Origin of the sequence: Mucilaginibacter gotjawali (genome assembly GCF_002355435.1) — a bacterium.
GTDB classification, from domain to species: Bacteria; Bacteroidota; Bacteroidia; order Sphingobacteriales; family Sphingobacteriaceae; genus Mucilaginibacter; species Mucilaginibacter gotjawali.
The window spans coordinates 1,796,678-1,819,774 of the sequence record NZ_AP017313.1; the positions used below are offsets into that span (position 1 = coordinate 1,796,678).

A 23,097-nucleotide genomic window follows, 5' to 3' on the forward strand; every position below is an offset into this window, starting at 1 on the left:
TAATCCCGGACTATCGGCTATGGTAAGAAAAGGTGTTCGTTCGTTTTTTACTAAAGCAGGTGGTAAAACAAACAGACACATTAAAATGCAAAAAGGAGGCTGTCTCAAAAAGGCAGCCTCCTAACATTCACAGGTATAAAAAATGCCGGTATTATTTACCTTTCACCACTAACGCTTCCAGGAAACTAACAATCCGTGAAGGCTGTTTTCCGTTTCGTGGATAATGAGCGTTTACCTGTACAAGGTAGATCTCGCCGGGTTTTGCATTTCCGGGTACGGTGCCCGAAATTTTAAATTCAGTCTCGGCAGGGTTTTCAAATTGTACAATATGCCTGCCGTACTCCTTATGCTGTTCAATTCTCCCTTTTGAAACAGGGATTATCTCGTGCTTAAGTTCAGTTACCGGTAGCTCTTCGTGCAGAGACGGGATAAGGTATGGCGGTGTTTTGCAGTAAATAGCCCGGTTTGCCCTAACAACCTCCAAAACTTTGTCGTTTTTAGCAAAGTCAGCTGCAACGTGCCGCACGTTAACCGCAATACTGATCTCCGCTACCGGATCAAAGTGATGAACGCGCCCCAGACCCAGGATGATATGCCATGGGGCGCCCGGCGATACAAACAGCGTATCGGTGTTCCTCCAGGCCGAGCAGCTATGGGCGACATTAATGTCGGGCCGTGGTATGTCAGTTGCGCTGCTCAGGCTGTTGGCATTAAAACTGCAGGCGGTGCCGGGGGTAAACAAACTAACGGCGGCGCAAGTGTGGCTATCAATGCCGCCAGCGTTTACAAACGGCACAGATGAGTATACGATAGTACTGCCACCGGCCGGAACTGTTGCAACCTGGGTATCCAGGTATTGGCCAATGGTGGCCACACCTTCGGGTATTGTCCAAAAAGTAACCTTTGTGCTTACCTCAAATTCCGAGTCGTTGTGGATCCTCGCAGCAAATCCGTAAGATACACCAGGCAGTACTTTTGTGTCGCCACCAATTACAGGTACAACTGTACCTATGGATGTAGTGCTGAACGGGGTGAACAGGATGATATCCGGGCTTTCGTATCCGCCGGTAATATAAACCGATTCGGGCTGCTGGTAAAATGCAAATGCCACCAGGTTTGATGGTGTATTTCCGGTTACAATTAAATTTTGCCCGCTAACCTGGGGGTTGCTGCCGGCGCCTTCCAATATGTCCCACTTATCAAAATTCGCATTGCTGTTAATAACTGCGGGTGTGGGCATAGGGTTCGCCGCGGCGGTTACGGTTTCAGTTGCAGGTACTACGCCCAGTGAGCCATACACGTTCACATTGTGCGTTAGTCCGTTATCGGGTGCAATACCGGTTACAAAAAAATTATCTAAAAATTCACCCGTTGTTTCGTCAAAAGCATCAAGGTAAATGCCGGGGCCACCTCCTCCCGGGCCCGAAATGCCGCTGGCAAGGTAAACGGCCAGTATGTTGATGGTTTGCGAACCCACTAAAAGCGGGTTGTCAGGATCCGAACCAGGCAGGTTAGCAAGGTTTGTTGAGGTTTGCCCCGCCCCGCATCCGGATACATTGATAAAACCGAATGTATAGGTTGTTGTACCCTGGGTGTGGCTCGCCGGTGGCATATCGGGGTGAAACTGGCTGCCGGGCGCCAAATCGTTTGTTGGCGGGACAATGATACCCGGTACAGGAACGTAGGTTGACGATGAGGCAGGGATCCTGTTTTGTCTGGTTACAGGGCCGCCAACTGCTAGCGGCTCATAGTAAACATAATTATAAATTGCGTTAGGCATGACGATGTTTTTTTAATGTTTTTACCTACTCTGTTTCCCGTTTTCGGCTCACCGGGTGCTTACTCTTTTGTTTGTTTTTGCTGCAGACAATAGCAAAGGGATTTTCGGCTTCTTGCTCCGTATTAATTTAGATGATGAGTCATAAGTTTCGAATCTGAAGTAAAATATGGCAAGGGGGTTATTCGAACCTGAGATTCAAGGCTTAGGGCTTAATTGGTTAATCAATAGTCAAAGTTATCTTGCATAAAGGCTGGATAGCTGCGTATCAGCACTGAATTTGCGGGAGGGTTTTTACGTAATGTTTTCAGGTGGTACAACGGTAAGCCATTAAACGGCACAATAAAAAAAAATACCGGGCGTATGTTTATTTATTACTATCTGCTGAATTTACAGGCTATTACAAATGTGAGTGAAATGATAAGAAATAGAATGATTATATTTACTTTGGTAAATGAATTTAAAGCAGATCCATAAAAATGTCAGATAATAAAATTGCCGTGCTTTATGTAGATGATGAAGAACATAACTTGTTTTCATTCAAAGCCACTTTTCGCATTAAATATAAAGTGTTAACCGCGCTCAGCGGCGCTGAGGCGCTGGATATTCTTGCTAAAAACCAGGTACATATTATTATAACTGACCAGCGCATGCCGGAAATGACAGGTATAGAGTTTTTGGAGAAAGTGCTGGATAAATTTCCGGACCCGATGAGGCTGCTGTTAACAGGCTACGCAGATATGAATGCAGTTATTGACGCCGTAAATAAAGGGAAGATCTTTCATTACCTGGCTAAGCCCTGGAATGAAGAAGAATTGGATTTAACCATAAACAGGGCTTATGAAAAATACCTGGAACGCGTGCAACTAAAAGAAATGAACGAAAAGCTGGAACAATCCAATGATCAACTGGAGTTTCTGTTACGACAAAAGCTACTGTCGTGACTGTTTTATTTATTACCTGCAGGCGGTACGTGCTTCAGCAATGAGGCTAGTTTTTCAAGGGTAAGGGGCTTTTCTACAAGGCTTTTTACTGTTTTAAAGGTTAATATTTTATAGATGTCCTTCGGATCGTTGGAAGATGATAATACGGTTAAAACGATGATGACATATTTTTTTTGTATTTCCGCAGGTATTTTTTCGAATTCCTCAACAAATTTAAAGCCGCTCATTACCGGCATTTGCAGATCAAGTAAAATTATTGTAGGAGGAACTACGTCGAAGTTGTTATTTTCCCTGATCAGTTCCAAGGCCTCCTGTGCATCATTAAAGGTTTTAATGATGAGATTTTGATTGGCCCGCTGCAAAAACTTTTGGGTTACATAGCAATCCAGCTCGCTGTCGTCAATAATAATAAATGAAAGTTCTCTATTCATCAGATGGATGGAATTGTTACTTTAAAAGTTGTTCCCTGGTGCAAAACAGAGCTCACCTCAATTTGCCCGTTTAACTTTAGCAGTGCACTTTTTACATTATATAACCCAAATCCCGACCCCACTTCCGCGGAATTTGAGCGAAAGAAAAGGTTGAATATTTCGCCGAGATGGCTTTCCAAAATGCCAATGCCTGTGTCAGACACATGAATTACGGCTTTGCCATCGGCTACAACAATTTTTACTTCAACAGATTTTATTTCAGCGTTCGTGTCCTGGTATTTAAAAGCATTTGATAAAAGGTTGTTGATAATAAGCCGCAACGGGGCCTCATCACATAAAAATACTTCATCCTGCCTGATATCTACCTTAAACAACACATTGTTTATTTTTGAATTCACGATATAAATCGCCTTTAATTCATCAATAATGGTATTAAAATCAATTTCTGTTATTTTCAGCTCGCCTCTTTGCATGCTGTAATAATCGTGCATGCTTAAAACATAAGTATTTAATTTTTTTACTGATTTTTCCATCAGGAATAGCATTTCTTTTATTTCGGAGGTGTCGTCAATCTCCCTTGCCAGGTTGATCGCCCCTAATATTCCGGTTAATGGCCCCCGTATATCATGGCTTACGCTGTAAGCAAATTTATTGAGCTCGTTATAAGCTTTCTGTAATTCTTCATTTTTGACAAAAAGCATGGAATTGGCCATGTAAAATTTATTAGCCTCTTCTATTGCCCATATAATATCTGCCTCTATCCAGGGTTTTTTTACAAACCTGAATATGTTCCCCTTATTGATGGCATCGATAATCGATTCCACATCGGTGTAGGCTGTTAACATAATGCGCACCGGCAGGGGGTGCGTTACCCTTATCTCTTCAAAAAAATCGACGCCTGTTTTACCGGGCATCCTTTGGTCACAAAATATGACCCTTATATCGGGGTTATTATCCAGGCAGGAAATAGCATCTGGTATGTTTACGGCAGTAAATATTTGATAATCAAGTCGTAATGATGCCTTAAAGCCAACCAGGTTTTCCGGTTCGTCATCGATATACAAAACTTTTATTTTTTCAGGCACGGCATTTTAGGTAAGGTAACTTTCAGGCTGGTATTTTGTTTCATTTTCAATTTAATGGTTTCTGTTTTAAACAAATATAGGTAAGTTGTGAATAGTAATAAATGACTACTATTAAACAATTAAGTGTTTACAATCATATCAATAGGTGATGACGATCATCTATTGATATTTTTTTTCAGATATGCCACCTTTCAGCATAAAACATAACATCAGCGAATTTAAAATTACCTTATTTATTCCCTTTATGCCAGCGTTATGGGAAGTTGCAGTTTAAATTCAGTGCCTTCGTTTAAGGTGCTGTTTATCATAATTTGGCCGTTATGCTTTTTAATGGTGTTATAGGCAATGGACATGCCCAACCCAGTGCCTTCCCCTACATCTTTTGTAGTAAAAAATGGATCAAATACCTTTTTCTGTGTTTGGGCATCCATCCCCGTACCATTGTCTTTTATCTTTATATATACATTGCTTTCATCGTAACTTGTTGCTATAACGATCTCGCCACCCGTATTATCGCCAAATTTTTTCTGAACCGCATAAATAGCGTTTGAAATTATATTTAAAAATACCTGGTTTAGTTTTCCGGGGTAACACTCAATAAGCGGTAACACGGCATACTGTTTTACTATTTTTATTTTGTTTTGCAGCTGGTTGTTTATGATGATGAGGGTTGAATCCAGCCCCTCATTCATATCGGCCATCTTCAGGTCGTCTTCATCCAAACGCGAAAATATTCTCAATCCTTTAACTATTTCGGCCGTGCGGTTTGCGCCATCATTTATTCCTTTTATCAAATGTTTAATCTCCATTGCCAGGTAATCAAAATCCAGCTCTTCTTTATAGGCCTTTATCTTTTTTTGCTTTTCGGCAGCCGAAGCATCCGACAGGCCCACATTCTCTATCACCTCAAAAGCCTCAAGGATCATTTTAATATCCCGGTTTAACGGGTTGATATTCGATGTTACAAAGTTTATCGGGTTATTGATTTCGTGCGCAATGCCTGCAGTGAGCTGGCCCAGCGATGCCATTTTTTCAGCTTCTACCAATTGGCCCTGGGCCTGCTTTAAATCGTCGAGGGTTTTATTCAGTTCGTGGTTTGATTCGCTTAGTTCAACGGTTCGTTCATTAACCTTTAACTCCAAAACAACATTTTGTTCGCGTATAATCTTTTCGTTTTCCTGTAATACCCTTAAGGTTTCTTCCTGCGATTTTTCTTTCTCCGCCTTGAAAATATTAAGTCTGTCGGCAAGAGCGAGGGATAGCAAAATAACTTCAAAAGCGATACCCACCGGCATGGTATAATTGGTGTAATTATTATAAGGCAATACACCTAAATTACGTAATGCAAATAATACTATCCCGGTAAAGAACATGGCCCAGGCCAGCAGAAAAAACTTTGCCGAGCGGTAACCCTTTATTGATAGCGTTATTAAAGTGATAAAGCCGATAACGGTTACCAGTAATGCACCAACATCCGTCATTCTGTAACTGATGAGCGCATATCCGCAAAGGCGTACAATAATCGTCAGCGAATATAATACGATAAGAAACTTAAATGCTTTGCCCATTATTGGCATCCGTTCTTTAATTTCCAGGAAGGATTGCGCAAACAATGAAAACGCGATTCCGGCCACGGCATTGAATATGATTATACCCATATCAAACAACACAGGATGATTTGGAAACAGAAAACGATAGGTATACCCCGACAATGAGGTTTGGGTAAGCGCTATAAATAACGTGTACAACACGTAATATAAATAGCTGATATCCTTTGTAGAGATAAATACAAAAGAATTATATAGTATCATCACCAATAGTATGCCCACAAGAATACCCCATAGCATATCCCGCGTTAGTTCTTTTTCGGCAATTTTTTGCGGCGTACCCAATATTAGCGGCAATACCATTGCCTCATTACTTTGCACCTGGAGATAAAATGTGGCTGTACTGTCTTTAGGGATTTTAACATCGAAAATAAAGTCCTGGTGCTTGTATTTTCTTTTATAAAAAGAGTTGTTATCGCTTAATTTTTCTGCATTGTATACACCGTTGACGGGAAAATAAAACTCACATACGTCCAGCGTAGGGTATTCAAGACTAAGCAGCAGCTGTTTTTCCGGACTCTCATTCTTAATTGTAAATCGTAACCAAAAGGCAGATGTACTGAGTTGCAGGTTTGGAACCTGGGTTTGCGACTGCACAAATCCGGTAGCTTTAAGCACCGTGTTAATATCAATTCGTTTACTGCGATCTTCAAGAACAGCTACATTTTTGCCAATAACCATATTGGCCCCCTGAAAATGATGGTTTTTTGCGCAATTACCGCGGGTAAAAAAAAGGCTTGAAAGAATAAAAGGCTTAAATAAATCTTTTTCATAATGAAAGGAGAAAATTACGCTTAAAACTGATTAAATTTTCAGGTAAATGCATTTTGCGTTTTATCAGCAATAATTTCATCCGGATCAACGTAATATCGCCCGGAATCGTGAAAATGATCCAGCAAAATACGACGGCAAACATCTGTTGTAACGCCCCCGCCTAAAGTAACGGAAGAGGCCAGTTGCGGCCAGGTATTAATAGATTTTTTTATTTCGAGCATTGATGCTTTTAGCCTTGCTGACATAGTATCTGCGCCCACTATTCTTAGAATATAGGGAATTTTTTCTTCGTTGGTCAGGTGCTCAATGCTTTCGGGATCAAGCCCATCTGCAAGCCCGTGTAAAACAGGCCTTAAAGGTTCAAGGTCAAACCGCTCCACATCCAGCATGCCCCTGTCGTTGGTATCCATTACAACAGGTATTTGAAATTCGCGGGCCTTGTAACGGCTCTTTATTTTAACGTTCAAGCCATCACAAACTTCAATAAATAAATCTAACTTGCCTCCGCCCAAAAAAAACTCATCCGTATTGCCATCATTCAGGCCGCCGCTAAATAGCTTAACTTTTAAAAATGGATCAATCTCATATATTTCCCGTGCCGCTATAATCGTTTTTTTAAGCCCAAGGTTATGCACGCCTGTCCGGATCCGGTTTAAGTTACTTAACTCAGCTGTATCAAAATCAGCTAATCTCAGCTCTCCGCAAACACGCTCCATCACAATGGTTAATGCGATAGATTGCCCTACTGATAGGCCCACAATACCAATTTTCTTCGTCCTTAGTTTTTCCTGTTCCTCCTTAGTTATTTTATTCCGGTTTCTGTTTGTTCGTACCTCAATAAATTCTTCTTCATCCAGCAGGTGTACTAACCTTTGGTTCCAGGGATAATAAACCCATACGCCATATTCCTGGATATCCCGTCCGCCCAAATGCTTAGCGATGAGTTCCGGATATTGGTCCTGGGTTAAATTTACGGAAGGGTTTTGCACCTTAATCAGTTCTTCCAGCTGACCGTATATTTCATCACACACGAATTTAATCCTGTCCGCTTCCAGTAATTCATGGAAAGTCTGTTTATCCCCGGGATTGGAGAGCCGGAGGATAATGGGTTCGTGAACTTCTTTAGCGTTATTGAAATCTTCGCGGAAGCGGGATATATTGTTCATAGCGTTTTTTTTGATGCTTGTTTATAGTAAGGTATCCTGGCCCGGTTGCTTAAAAAAAAGCGGGTGCATTTTCCCCGATTTTATTGCCAAGGAAAGTTAGCGAGGCCGCCGTTATCGTTTCAGCCAGGTTCCATTGATCAAGATTAGGAATAGTTAGCTGGAAATCAATGGTGATTTCCTTATTTTTTAGTTCGTTTATCTTAAAAGTATCAGGTTTGGCCCGCATTTCAAATATGGCCAGCCTGTCGTCTTCCCGGGCCTTGCTTAAGGCCGAAACATCGTGTAAAATCATAGCCGTGGCAACCAGGTCAAGTTTGGGGTAATAAAAAGTGCCGTTATTGCCAATACTGTCAACCAGTACCATGCCGCAATTTACTACTGGTTTTACGGTATAGGGGGCGCACAAAGCGAAAAGGGATTTTAAACCTATTTGCGATGAAATGGCAATAAGGGTACGGATGAGCAGGGGAGTGCCGATGCCGTAACCGGCAAGCTCGTTTGAGTTCCATAAGCCGCAGATCTCGCCGGTGCCCTGCTGTGCCCGGGCCCACACCAGTTGGTATACTCCCGGATCCATTTTGCCGGTTGCCTGTTCAATGGGTAAGGGTTCTGATCCGCCTGAGACATGTACCCTGGCGCCGCCGTATACTTTTTTGCCGTCAAGCGATTCAACAATAATAACAAATACAGCGGGGTTATCTGCCCACCCGTTTTTTGACGAGGTAACCTTGGTAACGCCAATGCTGGTTAAAACCTCGGTATGGCCTTTAATAAATAATTCGCAGGTTTCGGGCTCATCAATTGCCCTGAACGCCCGCATCCTTACCTCGGGTTTTTGTCGTTTTAAAACATCCTCCATCTAATAGTCCTGTTCCGGCAAGTGATTTTTTAAGCATATCGCGAAGTTTTTAGCTGTAACTTAACGTATGTATTTGATTTTTAATCCGTTAAATCAATGGCGTTAAACCTCGTCACCTTTATACGTAAAACAGGGGGTAATTGTTGTTGCTTTTTGATTTTTTTTGAACGAAATTCAGCTCCCGGGTTTGTTTGCCGCCCGGCTTTACTGCGGTAGTGTCCGTTCGTTTTTGGGTGAAACAAACGGACGGATGCGGAGTTGCTGCGGGCTATTTTTGCAGTGTTACCAGGTTTGGCCCGTTAGCGCTGGTGAACACAACATTGCCATTGTACGAAATTGAATTGAGCATAAGGAAAGAGCAGCAACCACCTGTATTTGAAGTGTTGAATAAAATAATGTCCTGCGGTAAATTGGCTATCTGCATGGTTACCGTATCAACATTGTGCACCGTGTTGATGTACATATAAAAGCTATTGAACGTACTGTCCGGTCTTAGCACAACGCTATCGGGTTTGCCATTAACCAAATGGTGCATTACCAGCTGGCTGTATTTATAGGGTGCGCCGGCTCCATAAAACAGGTTGTCGCCCGTGGTTTTATCCACCACTTTAAATAGCATGTGCGGCAATTGAACAGCGATTAAAGGGCACGGGCCGCATTTATTACGGCTGTGGCCGGTACTGGTACAGCCGGCAGCCAGGATAAAACATCCGGTTGCAGCCATCAGCATAAGTATATATGATCTCATGATGTACATTTAATACTATTACGACGGCGATAGGCCAAATGTAACAAAGCAGCAGCCATTTATACTGATTGGCAAACCACCGCCGCATGATCTGCAAATATGGCGCCGGTATACAGGCTTGAGCACACCGGGATCGTTTTTACATAGTAAGTAGTATTTAAATAACAGGTAAAAAAGTATTTCACCGCCTGTTGTAACAAGCTGGCATCAACAGCCACTGCAGGGTTTACCGCTTCAAAAATATAATCGCAAACCTGCTCAAAGCCCGATGCCTCGCGGTAAAGGGTTGCTATGATGATTGCGCCCTTATCTCCAGGGCTTAACAGCCTGTTTTTTTCGACTCTTATTATAAATCCTGCTGTTTCATTGGTGATGTATACCGCGCCGTTATCTGTTTTTACAATGAAATTATCCATGTTATTCTCCTTTGCAAAAACAAATATATGCTAAAAATATTAGCATTTTATAAATTTATGTTTAAATTTGTTTACATGGATAATGATCAATGCTCGGTAGCTTTTGAGATAAAGTATTCGGGCAGCCTGTTTTTTTGTGAAGCGCTGCTGCAGGCTTACAGCTATAGAGTCTATTTTAATAACCGCTATATGGCCGATATGGAATATGATGCCGGTGCAGGGTGGATACAAACCAACGGAACGCTGCTGCCTGCTGCCACTATTGAAGAAATTGGCGCACATATTGACGGGCAGCTCGACTGAAATAATGCAGACGGGATATGAAAGCGGATTTACATCCGCATGCGTAAGGAAACTGAACGTCCCAACGCCTGGATCAACTCGGGATCGATGGTTTTGCTATCGTCTTTTTGTACCCAAACCCTTTTTTCGTTTTTTATCAAACCAACCTTTTCGCCGTTCAGCAATAGATTTAATTCAGTACTGTGCTGATCGATCAGCTTACTGTCAATAATCTGGTATACGTAATCTTTATCGTTAAATGTAATGCGCAGCGGTAACCCCATAGCTCAAATCCTCCTCTGTAAAGGTAACTTTTAATCTTGAATTAAAAAACAGTGTGTTTAAACAGGGAGGAAAGCCGGGTGGGCTCATAGTCAATGGTCCATGGCAAAACCGTTTATATCTTGCATGGCCATCATCTATGGACTGTTGACCCAAAAGGGTGTTCGTCCGTTTTCCCCACAAACATCCCATAAAACAAAAAAACACCCCTGCGTTATCCTTCCCCCAACCACTCCCCAACCCATCTATCCCCCATATCCGCACCATTGGTGCGTTCTGCATCCGTTGCTGTTTTTTCCATTTTGGTCCCAGCAGGGTCTCCGGCACGGGACCCTGCGTTGTGGGTGATCTCCAGAAACGCAGGGTCCTCTGCGAGAGACCCCGCTGAGACTTTAAAGGTGAGTAGTGGGTAGCAAGTGATTTTGTCTGCGATAATCCCCCGCTGACAACAGACCACTCACCACTCACCATTCACTACTCACCAATTGACTCATCCGCAATCTTTATCGCTTCGCTGATGATGGCCAGGCCTTCATCAATCTGCTCTTTGGTGACGCATAGGGGCGGTGCTATAAATATAAAGTTCCAGCGTACAAAAGTGTACATGCCCAGTTCCTTTATTTTGGCGGCAACCTTGTTCATTACTTTCATTTCATCAGGTTTGGCGTTGAAGGGAGCCATAGGCTCTTTGGTATCGCGGTTCTTCACCAGTTCGATACAGCCCAGCAGGCCGGTATTGCGCCAGTCGCCTATGGAGGGGTGTTTTTGTTTAAGCAGTTCTACTTGTTCATCCACATATTTACCCATGGCGATGGTGTTTTCAATCAGCTTGTCATCTTCGTAGATCTGCAAAGTTTCCAAAGCAGCGGCACAGCAAACCGGGTGGGCCGAGTAGGTGAGGCCAAGCGGCAGCATGGCGTCGTCATATTTGGCAGCGATCTTATCCGTCACCATTAAACAGCCAAAGGGCAGGTAACCGCAGGTAAGGCCTTTGGCCATAGCCACCATATCAGGCACAATGCTATGGTTCTGGAAGCCGAACCATTGCCCCGTACGGCCAAAACCGCTCATTACTTCGTCAATGATGAGCAGGATGCCGTTTTTATCGCAGATCTCCCTAACCGCTTTCATATAACCCTCGGGATATTTAAAGCAGCCGGAGGTGCCTGATTCGCCCTCAAAAAGCATCGCAGCAATATTACCCGGACCTTCATAAGCAATCAGTCTTTCCAGCTGGGCAACGGAGTCGCTCAGCAAAGTTTCTTTGCCATAAGGCCAGCGGTAAGCGTAGGGAATATCAATATGTACAAAATTAGGCGCCTGCTGTGCATCCGCGGGTATTTTGCGCGGGTCGCCACCGGCTGACATTACCCCATAGGTTGAGCCATGATAGGATTGATAGCGGCTGATGATCTTGTGCCTGCCGGTATACAAGCGGGCCAGTTTAATAGCATTCTCGATAGAAGTAGCACCGCAGAGGGTGAAAAATGCTTTGTTAAGATCGCCGGGGCAGATCTCTGCCAGCTTTTTACCCAGGTCGCCACGGGCTTTGGTAACGCAGCTGGGGGTAACGTAGGCTACTTCCTGCATTTGCCTTACCACCGCATCGGTAATGCGCTGGTTGCCATGGCCAATGTTGACGTTCATCAGTCCGGATGAAAAGTCGATATAACGCTTGCCGTCATAATCGTACAGGTAAACGCCTTCCGCCCGTTTAACGGCAATCGGGTCGATGCCTTTTTGTTTACTCCAGGAGAATAGGGTATGATCCTGGTTATCCCGGATAATTTCCTGTGCTGCGGTGATTTCGGTGTCTATCATAAGCCCCCTCTAAATCCCCCTGAAGGGCAATGTCATTAAGTTAAGGAAAAAGTGAAGGGAATTAATATCGAATAATGAATGTCGAATTTCGAAGTTTCTTACTTCATTATTCAATATTCGGCATTGGGTGTTCGATATTAAAATTCCTTAACTTAATGACATTGCCCTGAAGGGGGAGACTTTTTATTATATTGTTATTTAATTAATTAATTATCTTTTTTATGCTCCCCCTTTAGGGGGCTGGGGGGCTCAACTCATCCAGTTAACCCCTGCCTCTGCGTTCCACTTGGTGGTGCTCTTTTTTAGCTTGGTCCAAAACTCAATGGAGCTTTTGCCCGTAATGTCGCCTACGCCAAACTTGCTTTCGTTCCATCCGCCAAAGGAAAATGGTTCACGTGGTACCGGCACGCCAATATTTACGCCTACCATGCCTGCGCTTGCTTTTTCTATTACATAACGTGCCGCACCACCGTTTTGGGTGAACACGCTGGCCGCATTACCGTAAGGGTTGGCATTTTCAATGGCCAGGGCCTCATCCAGCGTATTGGTGCGGATGATAGATATCACCGGGCCAAATACCTCTTCGCGGGCGATGGCCATATCAGGGGTAACATAATCGATAACGGTTGGGCCAACATAGGTGCCGTTTTCCTTGCCGGGTACCTTTACATTGCGGCCATCAACCAGTATTTTGGCCCCCTGTGCTTCAGCTTCAGTAATGTACCTTTCAATGCGCTCCTGCGAGGCTTTGTTAATCACGGCGCCCAGCGTATCACCTGCTACCAGTTTCCGGGCTTCAATACAAATTTTATCTATAATATGATCAACCGGGCCTACACCCAGCATAGCCGAAGCCGCCATGCAGCGTTGCCCGGCACAGCCGCTCATGGAAGCGGTTACGTTTTGGGCGGTCATATCGGGCGTGGCATCGGGCAGCACCAATAAATGGTTTTTTGCACCGCCAAGCGCCAGGCATCGTTTTAAATTTTGCGTAGCACGGCGGTAAACATGCTGGGCTATTTTGGTCGACCCAACAAAGGATACGGCTTCAATGCCCGGGTGGTCGCAAATGGCGTTTACAATTTCGGCATCGCCATGTACTATATTAAACACACCATCGGGCAAACCGGCTTCTTTAAGTAGTTGGGCTATGCGGCCAATACTCAGGGGCACTTTTTCCGATGGTTTAATGATCATGCAGTTGCCCAGGGCGATAGCGTTGGGGATGGTCCAGTTGGGTACCATTGTGGGGAAATTAAACGGAACGATGGAGGCCACCACGCCCAAAGGCGCTTTTTCGGTGCGGCATTCAACGCCTTTGCTTACTTCCAGTATTTCGCCGGTGATCAGCTGGGGCAGTGAGCAGGCAAATTCAGTCAGTTCGATACATTTCTCAATCTCTGCAATGGACTCGACGATCGTTTTACCATTTTCTTCACTCCCCATGGCTGCCAATTCATGCAAATGCTTTTCCAGCAAAGCCTTGTACCGGAAAAAAACCTGTACACGTTCTTTTATACGCGTTTTGCTCCAGGTGGTAAAAGCTTTTTGGGCGGATAGAACGGCTATATCAAGGTCCACGGCTGATGAACAGGGGAGTTCGGTCAGCAAGGTGCCATCGACAGGCGAGGTAATATCCAGGATCCGCTGGGATTCAATGGTAATAAACTCACCATTTATAAAATTTTTTATCGGCTCGTATTTCATTTAAAATCAAAATTACTGCATAATTTTTATATTTCAATATAAATATCTGCAAATTATTTATTTTTGATATGTTAATACTAAAAATTATTCACTATCTTCATTAAATGGAAAAGAATAGCCCAACGGTTAATGCCGGCAATTCGTTAGACGAGATAGATTTTGCCATCATCAGTTTTATGCAGAACGACGGCAGGACCTCCTTTACTGTGATTGCAGAAAAACTGAATGTATCTATCGGTACTATCCGTACCCGGTTTAACCGCCTGCTGGAGGAAAATGTGATCACCATTATCGGCAGGGTTGATCCCGGTAAGGTTGGTTTCCGCTCCTATGCGCATGTTGCCGTGTACGTAAGGCCGGCTCATTTAAAAGAGCAGGTGGCACAAACCATTGCCCTGATGCCAGAAGTGAGTTTCCTTGCCGGAACCTTTGGCGAATACGACCTTGAGGTGGATGTGATGTGCCGCGATAACGATCACCTGGTTGATTTTGTAAATAAGATCTCGACCATTGAAGGTGTTTTTCAAACCAAAACCACTATTTATTTTAAAGTGTACAAATACGCTCAACCCGACCTGGCTTTGCTTGAAACCAAATAAACAGGTTTTTTTTATGTAATTTTTTTATGGTTTAGCCAAACAATTGCCACATGAGTTATTGTTTACATAAATAATGAATTATATTTACTACACTAAATTCTTCCACTAAGGAACCTGTTGTAAACTGTTAATTTATTTTTGTATGAAGATCAGGAAAAAACTGTTTGTTGGCTTTGGGATACTATTTGTAGTGGTGATGTTTTTTGGAGCCGCCTCTATCTATTATATTGAGAAGATCTCTGAAACCGCAAAAGTAACACTGAAGAACAATTATAATACCCTCACTTTTACCAGGGATATGCGCTCGGTGCTTGATGAAAATGACCTGCCCTTATCGGCAAAAGCCTCCGATGCCTTTAACAGCGCACTAAAAAAACAGGAAAACAACATTACCGAAAATGGCGAAAATGAAGCAACAGCCGGCGTACGGAGAGACTTTGACCAGTTGATCAATCCATCCGGAAGCCTGGCGCAAAAGCAGGCATTGGTGAGACATGTGCGATTGTTATTAAAAACTATTGACGGCCTTAATATGAAGGCAATTACAGATAAAAACAACGCCACGCACGAAACGGTAAATAACGCCACCGTTTACCTTGGGGCGGGCGGCTTTATTACCTTCCTGATCATCTTTGTTTTGATATCTAATTTCCCCGGCTTTATTGTTAACCCGCTTCACCAGCTTGCGGATGGATTTATGGAAGTGAGCCATGAAAACTATGAAACCAGGCTTGATCTGCAAACCAGCGAGGAGTTTGCCGAGTTATCAAATGCATTTAACGCTATGGCCGAGCGGTTGGGTAAAAATGAAAATATCAACCTAACAAAAAGGCTCTCGGCCGAAAGCCAGGTTAAAATTATGGCAGAAGCTATGCCCGACGCTGTGATTGCTGTAAATGAGAAGCAGGAAGTATTATTTATTAACATGGTTGGGCGCAAAATGCTGAAAATTGGTGAAAAACCGGTAGCGGGGCAAACCCTGCATGCTGTCATAAAACACAAGGATTTGCTGAAATCAATCGCTGGAAAGAATAATGATAAAAATGCTGTGGCAATTGATATTAATTCAGATCAGTTTGAACTGCATAGTTTTGAAATTGTAGTGCCGAATTTAAAGCCCGACCCCATAGGTACGCTCCAGTTTTCGGGATTTCCCGCCGGAATGATCTACATATTAAAAAATAGCAGCGAAAAGGAAAAGGTTAAAAGTGTTTAAATAAGGTTTAACTATTAGCTTAGTGTAATGTTGTATATGCTCATGCAACTTACCTGGTAGTGTTTTTATTTTTAGATTTTAAGCAACTGGCACGTTAATAGATACGTAGGTATAAATAAACATTATATGCCATTTATAGCTGCAGTATCAAAAATAGACCTTCCCTTTAAAATTAAACAAACAGAAGCCAAAAAACATGCCCTGGAGATGTTTTCGGCCAATTTCCCGGAAGCCAACCGGCTCATTTTTGCCTTTGATAACACCGAAATTATCGACCGGAATTTATCCGGGCCACTTGATTACTATACACAACCCAATACTTTTGAAGAACGGAACAATACATATATCCGGTTGTCACTTGAATGGTCAGTTAAGGCAATTGAGGATTGTATAAAAAAAGCTGACATCGATAAAGAGGATATTACCGATATTTTATTCGTTTCAACTACCGGGCTGGCAACGCCCAGCATGGATGCACAAATCATTAATAAAATGAGGCTGAACCAGCACATTAACCGCATCCCGGTATGGGGCCTGGGTTGTGGCGGCGGAGTTTCAGGTATGGCCAAAGCAAACACGCTGGCCAAAGCAAACCCTGATGCGGTGGTACTGCTGGTGGCAGTTGAATTGTGCTCTTTAACACTCATTAAAAGTGATTACAGTAAAAGTAATTTTATTGGCTCCAGCCTGTTTTCCGACGGGATCGCTGCGTGCATCATTAAAGGCAATAACCACCAAAATACCACGGGCGTAAATTATGTGGCTGCAAGCAGTAAATTGTATTACGATTCGCTGGAGGTGATGGGCTGGGATTTTCAGGACACGGGTTTTAAAGTGTTGTTTTCAAAGGACATACCGGCCTTTATTACGCAGTATATTAACACAGATATTGTTAATTTTTTAGAAAAACAAGGCCTTAAATTGAGCGATATCAAAAACTTTATTTTTCACCCGGGTGGAAAGAAAGTACTGGATGCTTACCAGAATGCTTTAGGTGTTGAGGGCGGTTTTTTAGGAAATACCCGAAAGGTGATGAACGATTACGGCAATATGAGCAGCGCGACGGTTTTGTATGTGCTGGAAAAGTTTATGACCGACGGCTTTGAACCCGGCTATGGATTAATGCTGGCCATGGGGCCGGGTTTTTCAAGCGAGATGGTTTTATTGAAGTCCGAAAGTCCGGAAAGTCAGTAAAGTCCGGAAGAAAAAGCCTGGCGATGTATCTTGGTTCCCTAAAGTTAAATGAGTTATTTACCTTATAAATCTTTCCGACTTTCGGTCTTTCCGGACTTTCGGACTCAAAAAAATGTACTTTACAATCTTCATCATCCTCTTCATCATCCAACGCCTTTCCGAGCTATTCATCGCGCGGCGAAATGAAAAATGGCTCCTGTCACAGGGCGCCATTGAATACGGGCAAAGCCATTATCCGTTTATGATCGCGCTGCATACGTTGTTTATTGTCTCGATCATCGCGGAATACATTTTAAAAGGGCAGCCTCCCATTTCGTGGGTCTTCCTGGTGCTGTTTATTGCTGTGCTATCGTTCAAATACTGGGCGCTATCATCTTTAGGCAAATACTGGAACACCAAAATATACCGCATCCCCGGTGTTTACCCGGTAAAAAAAGGCCCTTATAGATTTTTAAAACACCCCAATTATATGGAGGTGGTTTGCGAGATCGCCATCATACCCCTGGTTTTTCATTTGTACGATACGGCCATCATTTTTACGCTATTAAACGCTGTGATGCTTTGGGTGAGGGTAGGAGTGGAGAATAAGGTTTGGGCGGAGTAAAAGAGACTTCCGAAGTTTTCAAAACTTCGGAAGTCTGGCCCGGATTTTTTCTTTCGGACTTTCCCGACTTTCGGACTAACTCCCCAAAATCTCATCAATTATCCCAAATTCCTTTGCCTCTGCTGATTTCATCCAAAAATCGCGGTCGCATACATCATGAACCCTTTGGTATTCCTGGTGGCAGTGTTTTACATAAATTTCGTAAAGTTCCTTTTTTACTTTAAGTATTTCCCTGGCGGTAATTTCAATATCCGATGCCGGGCCCTGTACACCGCCTAATGGCTGGTGCAGCATTACCCTTGAATGATTGAGGCAGGCGCGTTTACCTTCGGCGCCGGCACACAAGATGATGGAAGCAAATGAAGCGGCCATACCTGTGCAAATAGTAGCAACATCCGGTGTGATCAGCTGCATGGTATCGTAGATCCCGAAGCCAGCATATACCGATCCTCCGGGTGAGTTAATGTAAATTTGGATATCGCGCTTCGGATCGGCGGATTGCAGGAAAAGCAACTGGGCCTGGATGATATTGGCTACATTATCGTCAATGGCGGTCCCGAGGAAGATGATCCTGTCCATCATCAGCCTCGAAAATACGTCCAGTTGGGATATGTTTAGTTGGCGTTCCTCGATAATATAGGGCGTCATCCCCATCCTGAAGGCGTTTTTGCCTGTTTGTGAGGTATAGTTGTCTACCAAAGTAGCGTCAATACGAAGGTGGCTCACAGCATAGCTGCGAAATTCATTTTTGTAATTCATTTTTTAAGTTGATTAAGTTGACCGGGTTAGATTAGGTTGATTGAGTTGAGGAACCTTTCAACGTAAATACCCTACCTGAAAATATTCAAAATCCTTTGCCTGAAACTTTTGTGCTCAGGTTCATTAAATAATATTTGATGAGCAGCTTCGATTTCCGCCTTGAGCTTTTTACGGCTATATTGTTGCACAAACGAATGCGTCTTTTTTTGCCACATGACCTGGTCAGGCAGATCGGGGTTAAGGATCAGCAGTGCATCAAATAACAGGGCATCTTCGGTTTGATTGCTGTTAAAGATGTGGCCATCAATCAATTTAATATCATTCAACGAAGTCCTCATAAGCCAATGATCTTTCTTTAATGGTTTCTCTGACTTTTTCCATGCATTTGTATTTCTGCACCGTCGCTGACCGAACCCCCGAATAGCCAAACAGTTCAGTGATCTTAGTTACAGGCAGATTATCGTAGTAAAACGCCTTTAAAATCTCCATGCATTTTTGCCCGGCAGTTTCAAGGTAATGCATCAATTTGTTTGCAGCGGGTTGCAACTCATCCTCCTCCATAAAATCCATTTCACTATCATCAAGCGTAGTCTGATTGATGTTTTCCCTGAACTTTTTGGCCCATAGATGTTTGCTGATCCCCCAAATATATGCCTGCTCGCTTGAGTGAAGTTCAATCGCTCCGATTGCCGTTTTCTCATAATAAATAACCAGCGCATCCTGGAAGATATCCTTCGCCTCATCAAAAGTGCCCCCCATTTTGCTTACATATTTCGCCACCGTGGGGAATGCTCTTTTATAAAGGGACATAAAGGCCATTTCCCTGTCTGCATATGTACTTCCAAAATTTCCTTGCTGTGCCATAAGCCTGCTTTTTAATAACAAGTGTATTAAATTAACAAAATATCACCCGGAAAATTGTTTTTTATTTTTGGCGCCAATTAAACAGGTGGTTAGCCCTCAGATTTACTCCACATCATATTCCTTTTTTCAGGTAAGCAATAAGGTGGGTGGTGTATTTCAGATGTTCCTTCAGCATATGCTCATACCCATCTATCGCCAGAAGCGCATACCAGCAACTGTTGTAGTAATTATAGATTTTTACTTTATCATTTGTTATTAAAAGAGGGGTTGAGGTTGGGTGAAATTTAAAAACGTGCCCTGCATGTAGATCAAATATAAAATTCGCATTGTCGCGGGCCTTTTCAAGCGACCTGACTACGCCATTAAACTCGTCATCAATATCTTTAATTCTCGATTCATATTCGGCAATGCTGTCCAATACATTATTATCCTTTATCAGCCTGTATCCGCCTGCGTTTCGTAGCTGGGTTAAAGTAATGTCGTCGTTTTTAAAATCATTGGCATAAAAAATATATCTGGAGGTCATCAGATAAAGAGAGTCTTGTACAGGTATTTCTACCAGTTTATTTTTCGAAACATTTATTAAGCTATCGAAACCCTTTATCTGGACATCGGTTTCCTTTATAACTTCTTTCAACCGAATGGTATCCACCCCCAGGTTCTTAATCATCCCGGTAATATATTCGCTTTCTTTGGCATTGTCGGAAAGGTGCTCCCTGATATTCTCGGCAATAAACCCCATGGTTACCGCCAGGAAGATCATTAAAAACTCAAGAACGTATTCCTTAAAACGCTTTTTCTCGCCATGCGGCAATTCAGGATGATGGTGGACTTCCATGTGTTTGGTTAATTAAGTTGATTTTATTGAATAAGTTGATTAAGTATCTTTAGTCCGAAAGTCGGAAAAGTCCGGAAGTCCGAAAGAGAAAATTTTAGTTTGAAGATATAACACCATTTATCCTTTTTCGATAACTAATCTCCAGTCTCTAACCTCTTATCACTATCTCCGCTCATCATAAACCCCAAACTCCGCTATAGAAGCCTGATGGTCCGATTTATCTATCCATATCCTCACTTTGCTGCCCCACACCCTGCCAAAACGGTGCACTTTTACTTTTTTATTGTTTTCGCCATTGAAAATGGGTATCCATTCGCCGTTTGAAAAATATTCAAGGCGATATTTGCTGATATTCGGTTTCTCTTCGGCTACGCTGATGGCGTTGAAGGCTTTGTCCCTGTCGAAATCAATTTCATACCATGGATGTTCGACGGTCAGATTTGAGATCCATGAGGTGGTAAAATCATCATCATTCGCAAAGTCCATAATGTTATCGTCTTCACTCCAGCTGGAAGAAGAGGCCTGTTTTTTGGCAATATTGGTTGATATGATCGGTGCATCAATCGGCGGCAGTTTTGCTTCAGGGCCTTCATTATGCCAGATTTTGCCGATCTGCTTTAATGCGGCAAGTGCGTTATCGTCAAACAAGCCATCGCGGTTTGGCGAAACGTTTAAAATAAAATTACAATCTACTTTATTCAACGGAATCAACGTTTCATTTACCAGCTTTACAGGGTCTTTAACTGGCTGAGTGGGGAACGAGGTTTTCCAGAACCAGCTTTGCTGTAGGGGCAAACAGGCTAAAGAAGGCATCAGGTTACTATCTTTTGACATGCGCTGACCAGCACCCATTTCATAGGTCTTAATGTCTGAATAAAATAAGCCCTGTGATGGGTATTTGGCGCCATTAAGGTCCATTAATACACAGTTTGGCTGCAGCTTTTTTACAAGGAGGTATATATCTTCAAAAGGAATATCGTCGTACGAGATACGTGACCATGGTGCATCCCATCCGTCAATAATCAGCGCTGATATTTCGCCATAATTGCTCAGCAGCTCGGTGATCTGAGCCTTCACCATATCAATATGTTTACGGGTGATAGAATTTGGGCGTAAACGGTGATGGGTATCCAGTATCGAATAATACAACATCACTTTTAAACCATTTGCCCTGAAAGCATCGGTAAACTCTTTTACTACGTCACGTTTTAACGGGCTGTTCATTACGTTATAATCAGTGGTTTTAGTATCCCATATGCAAAAGCCGCTATGGTGTTTGGTAGTTAAACAGCCATAACTCATATTGGCAGACTTTGCCGCTTTGGCCCATTGGCCGCAGTTCAATTTTGTCGGATTAAATAGCGAGGGGGATGCATCCGGATCTGGCCAATCCTGGTTCATATAGGTGGGAACGTTAAAATGGATGAACATTCCAAACCTCAGATCGGCAAATTGCTGCTGAAGGCTTGCAAGCGGCTGATTGTTATTGGGATTTGATTGAGCTGCGGTATTAATAGCATATAAGCCAAGCAGAATAAACAGGGGAAATAACAGTTGTTTTTTATCCATATCCCAAAGCTATAAAAATTAAGAAAATATTATTTTCGAACACTAAAATCGTATCAAAATCTTTATAATTGCAGTTCACCTAAAATTGTTATGAGAAGTTTGTTGTCAAATTTAAATGCCAGGTTAATTGTCATCAACCTGGTTGCTTTCTGGCTGTTTTTTTATGCTTTTCAAACGCTTGCTTTTTTGCACGATTATAACTTTTTATACCTTCAGTCTGAAAGGATGGCCAGGCTTAATTTACCGGCAAGACGAGCCAGTGATATGAATTTTATCAAGCAGGCCGGTAATTTTGGCCTGGTAGCTGCTTATGTCATCTCGTGGTTTGTTGCCTATAAAAAAGACTGGCACTGGCTGAATGGGGTGATCAGTTTTATTATCACCTTTACTTTATGCTTTTTTGGATGGTTTGGCTGGAGTTTTCTGCACGGTATTTTCCAGGTGCCTGAAAAATTATTTGCACCAAACAGCATTTGGGGTTATTTAATCAGCGGCCTTATTATGATAGGTTTGGGCTTATTGGTGTTGCTTTCAAAACGGGTGATCAGCTTTATTGAAAAACCGAAACTGAAAGAGGATGCCCGGGGCAAAAAGAAGCCCAAAAGAACGCGGTAGCAGATAGATATATTTAAACAGCAAAGGCCTGCATTTTGTGATCTGCAGGCCTTTTCCGTTTCAGGTTTTTCATTTCATTTTTCATTTACAGCTTTTGAAATATATTCCATTACTTGCTGAAAAGTAGCCACCCAAATATCTTTTTTGTTTTTTGCCAGGTAATTAATCAGTTTTTTATGCGAAAGCGCAGGCGTGGTAATATAATCACCGCCAATGCCGTGAAACATCAAAATGCCCATGCCTCCTTTTTTTTGGACGGTTTTAACGTAGGTGATCAATTGGTCGGCCGTTGTGTTGTCCTCCAACCCATACGACGGTACCAGCAGAGGATCCAGATTTTTAAAATCGGTTATAATGGCGTCTTTGTCGCCTCCAACCCGGGCGTATTTGATTAAGCCGGATCTCCTGAGCGAATCAACATAGTTTTTACCGCCAACAGTTGTTTCGGTACACGGATAAGCATAGGTATGCGATGATTTACCGTCAACCGCAAATAAAAAATTATTCATAACCCCGATCTCTTCCAAAATCATAGCCGGGGTATAATGGTCTGAGGCAACAGGGTTGTCGTTTGCGCTCATACATGGATGGTAGATGGAATGGTTTCCCAGTTCGTGGCCCTTTCTGCTGGCTTTACGCCATCGGGGTATTGTTTCATAATTCAGATCGCCAGACAAAAAGAAAGTGCCTTTAAGGTGCGCTGAATCAAGCTGCGGGATAGCAATGTTTAACTGCGAATAAAGCCCGTCATCGTAGGTTAATATGATCACTGCCTTTTTATGGTCCGGCCATTTAATTTGCGGCTGGGCCTGCGCCAAACCGGTAAACGTTAAAAAAATGATGATTAGTTTTTTCATCAGAATTTGAAGTAAAACGGATTATAAAGCATGAATTATCTGACAGGGGATTTTGCCAACTAATATAACTATTAATTGATATT

Annotated in this window: 24 protein-coding genes; 7 read left to right on the plus strand and 17 right to left on the minus strand. The window is 42.8% G+C overall.

Going from position 1 to position 23,097, the window contains the following annotated elements:
- Positions 1-151: 151 nt before the first annotated feature.
- Positions 152-1,780 carry a hypothetical protein gene (locus tag MgSA37_RS08305; protein WP_096351140.1) on the minus strand — a complete coding sequence of 543 codons (1,629 nt, stop codon included), beginning with the start codon at positions 1,778-1,780 and terminating at the stop codon, positions 152-154.
- A gap of 476 nt (positions 1,781-2,256) precedes the next feature.
- On the opposite strand from MgSA37_RS08305, the gene MgSA37_RS08310 reads away from it, so the two are divergent.
- Positions 2,257-2,721 (plus strand): response regulator, encoded by a 465-nt coding sequence (locus MgSA37_RS08310; RefSeq protein WP_096351141.1) that lies wholly within the window; start codon positions 2,257-2,259, stop codon positions 2,719-2,721.
- Between the two features lie 5 nt (positions 2,722-2,726).
- Here the strand turns inward: MgSA37_RS08310 and MgSA37_RS08315 are convergent, their stop codons facing one another.
- The 7 genes from MgSA37_RS08315 to MgSA37_RS08345 all read right to left on the minus strand — a co-directional run bounded on the left by MgSA37_RS08315 (position 2,727) and on the right by MgSA37_RS08345 (position 9,807).
- Positions 2,727-3,152, minus strand: a complete 426-nt coding sequence (locus tag MgSA37_RS08315) for a response regulator (RefSeq protein ID WP_096351143.1) — start codon at positions 3,150-3,152, stop codon at positions 2,727-2,729.
- Positions 3,152-4,237 carry a hybrid sensor histidine kinase/response regulator gene (locus MgSA37_RS08320; RefSeq protein WP_096351144.1) on the minus strand — a complete coding sequence of 362 codons (1,086 nt, stop codon included), beginning with the start codon at positions 4,235-4,237 and terminating at the stop codon, positions 3,152-3,154. Before MgSA37_RS08320 ends, MgSA37_RS08315 begins: the two co-directional genes overlap by 1 nt.
- Before the next feature lie 242 nt (positions 4,238-4,479).
- Positions 4,480-6,525: a sensor histidine kinase gene (locus tag MgSA37_RS08325; protein ID WP_096351146.1), complete on the minus strand. Its 2,046-nt coding sequence runs from the start codon at positions 6,523-6,525 to the stop codon at positions 4,480-4,482.
- Between the two features lie 131 nt (positions 6,526-6,656).
- The gene (locus tag MgSA37_RS08330) at positions 6,657-7,784 is read right to left on the minus strand and encodes an Rv1355c family protein (RefSeq protein ID WP_096351147.1); all 1,128 of its coding nucleotides are present in this window, start codon (positions 7,782-7,784) and stop codon (positions 6,657-6,659) included.
- A 49-nt stretch (positions 7,785-7,833) separates the two neighbouring features.
- Entirely contained in the window at positions 7,834-8,643 is an 810-nt protein-coding gene (locus MgSA37_RS08335; RefSeq protein WP_096351149.1) for a hypothetical protein, read from the minus strand.
- A 268-nt stretch (positions 8,644-8,911) separates the two neighbouring features.
- Complete coding sequence (locus MgSA37_RS08340) at positions 8,912-9,391, minus strand: hypothetical protein (protein ID WP_157750496.1); 480 nt, start codon at positions 9,389-9,391, stop codon at positions 8,912-8,914.
- Between the two features lie 59 nt (positions 9,392-9,450).
- Positions 9,451-9,807 carry a hypothetical protein gene (locus tag MgSA37_RS08345; protein WP_096351152.1) on the minus strand — a complete coding sequence of 119 codons (357 nt, stop codon included), beginning with the start codon at positions 9,805-9,807 and terminating at the stop codon, positions 9,451-9,453.
- A gap of 27 nt (positions 9,808-9,834) precedes the next feature.
- On the opposite strand from MgSA37_RS08345, the gene MgSA37_RS08350 reads away from it, so the two are divergent.
- A complete protein-coding gene (locus tag MgSA37_RS08350; RefSeq protein ID WP_096351153.1) occupies positions 9,835-10,110 on the plus strand; it encodes a hypothetical protein in 276 nt (91 codons plus the stop codon).
- Positions 10,111-10,139: 29 nt separating this feature from the next.
- Here the strand turns inward: MgSA37_RS08350 and MgSA37_RS08355 are convergent, their stop codons facing one another.
- From MgSA37_RS08355 to MgSA37_RS08370, 3 genes are all read right to left on the minus strand, one after another.
- Positions 10,140-10,373 carry a hypothetical protein gene (locus MgSA37_RS08355; protein ID WP_096351155.1) on the minus strand — a complete coding sequence of 78 codons (234 nt, stop codon included), beginning with the start codon at positions 10,371-10,373 and terminating at the stop codon, positions 10,140-10,142.
- A gap of 472 nt (positions 10,374-10,845) precedes the next feature.
- Complete coding sequence (locus tag MgSA37_RS08365; RefSeq protein WP_096351158.1) at positions 10,846-12,192, minus strand: aminotransferase class III-fold pyridoxal phosphate-dependent enzyme; 1,347 nt, start codon at positions 12,190-12,192, stop codon at positions 10,846-10,848.
- A 249-nt stretch (positions 12,193-12,441) separates the two neighbouring features.
- A complete protein-coding gene (locus MgSA37_RS08370; RefSeq protein WP_096351160.1) occupies positions 12,442-13,899 on the minus strand; it encodes a CoA-acylating methylmalonate-semialdehyde dehydrogenase in 1,458 nt (485 codons plus the stop codon).
- 104 nt (positions 13,900-14,003) lie between these two features.
- Between MgSA37_RS08370 and MgSA37_RS08375 the strand changes: the two genes are divergently transcribed.
- The 4 genes from MgSA37_RS08375 to MgSA37_RS08390 all read left to right on the plus strand — a co-directional run bounded on the left by MgSA37_RS08375 (position 14,004) and on the right by MgSA37_RS08390 (position 17,512).
- A complete protein-coding gene (locus MgSA37_RS08375; protein ID WP_096351161.1) occupies positions 14,004-14,498 on the plus strand; it encodes an Lrp/AsnC family transcriptional regulator in 495 nt (164 codons plus the stop codon).
- A 142-nt stretch (positions 14,499-14,640) separates the two neighbouring features.
- Positions 14,641-15,714: a HAMP domain-containing protein gene (locus MgSA37_RS08380; RefSeq protein WP_096351163.1), complete on the plus strand. Its 1,074-nt coding sequence runs from the start codon at positions 14,641-14,643 to the stop codon at positions 15,712-15,714.
- A gap of 126 nt (positions 15,715-15,840) precedes the next feature.
- Entirely contained in the window at positions 15,841-16,908 is a 1,068-nt protein-coding gene (locus MgSA37_RS08385) for a type III polyketide synthase (RefSeq protein ID WP_096351164.1), read from the plus strand.
- 112 nt (positions 16,909-17,020) lie between these two features.
- Complete coding sequence (locus tag MgSA37_RS08390) at positions 17,021-17,512, plus strand: isoprenylcysteine carboxyl methyltransferase family protein (protein WP_096351166.1); 492 nt, start codon at positions 17,021-17,023, stop codon at positions 17,510-17,512.
- A 75-nt stretch (positions 17,513-17,587) separates the two neighbouring features.
- Here the strand turns inward: MgSA37_RS08390 and MgSA37_RS08395 are convergent, their stop codons facing one another.
- The 5 genes from MgSA37_RS08395 to MgSA37_RS08415 form a co-directional block, all read right to left on the minus strand.
- Entirely contained in the window at positions 17,588-18,271 is a 684-nt protein-coding gene (locus MgSA37_RS08395) for an ATP-dependent Clp protease proteolytic subunit (protein WP_096351169.1), read from the minus strand.
- A 71-nt stretch (positions 18,272-18,342) separates the two neighbouring features.
- The gene (locus tag MgSA37_RS08400; RefSeq protein WP_157750497.1) at positions 18,343-18,609 is read right to left on the minus strand and encodes a hypothetical protein; all 267 of its coding nucleotides are present in this window, start codon (positions 18,607-18,609) and stop codon (positions 18,343-18,345) included.
- Entirely contained in the window at positions 18,590-19,135 is a 546-nt protein-coding gene (locus MgSA37_RS08405; protein ID WP_096351174.1) for an RNA polymerase sigma factor, read from the minus strand. The genes MgSA37_RS08400 and MgSA37_RS08405 overlap by 20 nt, the downstream gene beginning before the upstream one ends.
- 112 nt (positions 19,136-19,247) lie before the next feature.
- Positions 19,248-19,973 (minus strand): hypothetical protein, encoded by a 726-nt coding sequence (locus MgSA37_RS08410; RefSeq protein WP_096351176.1) that lies wholly within the window; start codon positions 19,971-19,973, stop codon positions 19,248-19,250.
- A gap of 162 nt (positions 19,974-20,135) precedes the next feature.
- Complete coding sequence (locus MgSA37_RS08415; RefSeq protein ID WP_096351178.1) at positions 20,136-21,542, minus strand: alpha-L-fucosidase; 1,407 nt, start codon at positions 21,540-21,542, stop codon at positions 20,136-20,138.
- Between the two features lie 90 nt (positions 21,543-21,632).
- Here MgSA37_RS08415 and MgSA37_RS08420 point away from each other — a divergent pair, with 90 nt between their 5' ends.
- Positions 21,633-22,157 carry a hypothetical protein gene (locus MgSA37_RS08420; RefSeq protein WP_096351179.1) on the plus strand — a complete coding sequence of 175 codons (525 nt, stop codon included), beginning with the start codon at positions 21,633-21,635 and terminating at the stop codon, positions 22,155-22,157.
- Between the two features lie 74 nt (positions 22,158-22,231).
- Here MgSA37_RS08420 and MgSA37_RS08425 read toward each other — a convergent pair whose 3' ends face one another.
- Positions 22,232-23,014, minus strand: a complete 783-nt coding sequence (locus MgSA37_RS08425) for a polysaccharide deacetylase family protein (RefSeq protein ID WP_096351181.1) — start codon at positions 23,012-23,014, stop codon at positions 22,232-22,234.
- Positions 23,015-23,097 lie beyond the last annotated feature (83 nt).

Coding starts and splice junctions, on each gene's coding strand:
- MgSA37_RS08380 (WP_096351163.1), top strand. CDS start 14,641: ATGAAGATCAGGAAAAAACTGTTTGTTGGCTTTGGGATACTATTTGTA.
- MgSA37_RS08390 (WP_096351166.1), top strand. CDS start 17,021: ATGTACTTTACAATCTTCATCATCCTCTTCATCATCCAACGCCTTTCC.
- MgSA37_RS08345 (WP_096351152.1), bottom strand. CDS start 9,807: ATGGATAATTTCATTGTAAAAACAGATAACGGCGCGGTATACATCACC.
- MgSA37_RS08330 (WP_096351147.1), bottom strand. CDS start 7,784: ATGAACAATATATCCCGCTTCCGCGAAGATTTCAATAACGCTAAAGAA.
- MgSA37_RS08335 (WP_096351149.1), bottom strand. CDS start 8,643: ATGGAGGATGTTTTAAAACGACAAAAACCCGAGGTAAGGATGCGGGCG.
- MgSA37_RS08410 (WP_096351176.1), bottom strand. CDS start 19,973: ATGGAAGTCCACCATCATCCTGAATTGCCGCATGGCGAGAAAAAGCGT.
- MgSA37_RS08305 (WP_096351140.1), bottom strand. CDS start 1,780: ATGCCTAACGCAATTTATAATTATGTTTACTATGAGCCGCTAGCAGTT.
- MgSA37_RS08375 (WP_096351161.1), top strand. CDS start 14,004: ATGGAAAAGAATAGCCCAACGGTTAATGCCGGCAATTCGTTAGACGAG.
- MgSA37_RS08350 (WP_096351153.1), top strand. CDS start 9,835: ATGCTAAAAATATTAGCATTTTATAAATTTATGTTTAAATTTGTTTAC.
- MgSA37_RS08415 (WP_096351178.1), bottom strand. CDS start 21,542: ATGGATAAAAAACAACTGTTATTTCCCCTGTTTATTCTGCTTGGCTTA.
- MgSA37_RS08420 (WP_096351179.1), top strand. CDS start 21,633: ATGAGAAGTTTGTTGTCAAATTTAAATGCCAGGTTAATTGTCATCAAC.
- MgSA37_RS08405 (WP_096351174.1), bottom strand. CDS start 19,135: ATGGCACAGCAAGGAAATTTTGGAAGTACATATGCAGACAGGGAAATG.
- MgSA37_RS08310 (WP_096351141.1), top strand. CDS start 2,257: ATGTCAGATAATAAAATTGCCGTGCTTTATGTAGATGATGAAGAACAT.
- MgSA37_RS08425 (WP_096351181.1), bottom strand. CDS start 23,014: ATGAAAAAACTAATCATCATTTTTTTAACGTTTACCGGTTTGGCGCAG.
- MgSA37_RS08355 (WP_096351155.1), bottom strand. CDS start 10,373: ATGGGGTTACCGCTGCGCATTACATTTAACGATAAAGATTACGTATAC.
- MgSA37_RS08400 (WP_157750497.1), bottom strand. CDS start 18,609: ATGAGGACTTCGTTGAATGATATTAAATTGATTGATGGCCACATCTTT.
- MgSA37_RS08395 (WP_096351169.1), bottom strand. CDS start 18,271: ATGAATTACAAAAATGAATTTCGCAGCTATGCTGTGAGCCACCTTCGT.
- MgSA37_RS08315 (WP_096351143.1), bottom strand. CDS start 3,152: ATGAATAGAGAACTTTCATTTATTATTATTGACGACAGCGAGCTGGAT.
- MgSA37_RS08340 (WP_157750496.1), bottom strand. CDS start 9,391: ATGAGATCATATATACTTATGCTGATGGCTGCAACCGGATGTTTTATC.
- MgSA37_RS08325 (WP_096351146.1), bottom strand. CDS start 6,525: ATGGTTATTGGCAAAAATGTAGCTGTTCTTGAAGATCGCAGTAAACGA.
- MgSA37_RS08365 (WP_096351158.1), bottom strand. CDS start 12,192: ATGATAGACACCGAAATCACCGCAGCACAGGAAATTATCCGGGATAAC.
- MgSA37_RS08370 (WP_096351160.1), bottom strand. CDS start 13,899: ATGAAATACGAGCCGATAAAAAATTTTATAAATGGTGAGTTTATTACC.
- MgSA37_RS08385 (WP_096351164.1), top strand. CDS start 15,841: ATGCCATTTATAGCTGCAGTATCAAAAATAGACCTTCCCTTTAAAATT.